The organism is Kineococcus siccus, assembly GCF_009906795.1.
GTDB lineage: Bacteria > Actinomycetota > Actinomycetes > Actinomycetales > Kineococcaceae > Kineococcus > Kineococcus siccus.
On the sequence record NZ_JAAALN010000493.1, the window covers coordinates 1 to 234 of the forward strand.

The following is a 234-nucleotide window of genomic DNA, read 5'->3' on the forward strand; positions in this document are numbered from 1 at the left end:
CGGCGCACCTGAACGCCCACGGGATCCCCGCGGCCCCCTACACGGGGGCGACGGACAACGCGGAGCGGCTGCAGGCCGAGGACGACCTCATCCACGACCGGGTCAAGGCGCTCGTCGCGACGAGCGCCTTGACCCGGTCGTGGATGAGGTCGTCCTCGGCCTGCAGCCGCTCCGCGTTGTCCGTCGCCCCCGTGTAGGGGGCCGCGGGGATCCCGTGGGCGTTCAGGTGCGCCG

At 74.4% G+C, this 234-nt stretch carries 1 protein-coding gene; it reads left to right on the plus strand.

Going from position 1 to position 234, the window contains the following annotated elements; all coding sequences use genetic code 11:
* Positions 1–197 (plus strand): hypothetical protein (locus GTR02_RS25060; protein ID WP_166609616.1); only part of this gene is annotated, 197 nt, incomplete at its 5' end.
* Positions 198–234: the final 37 nt, after the last annotated feature.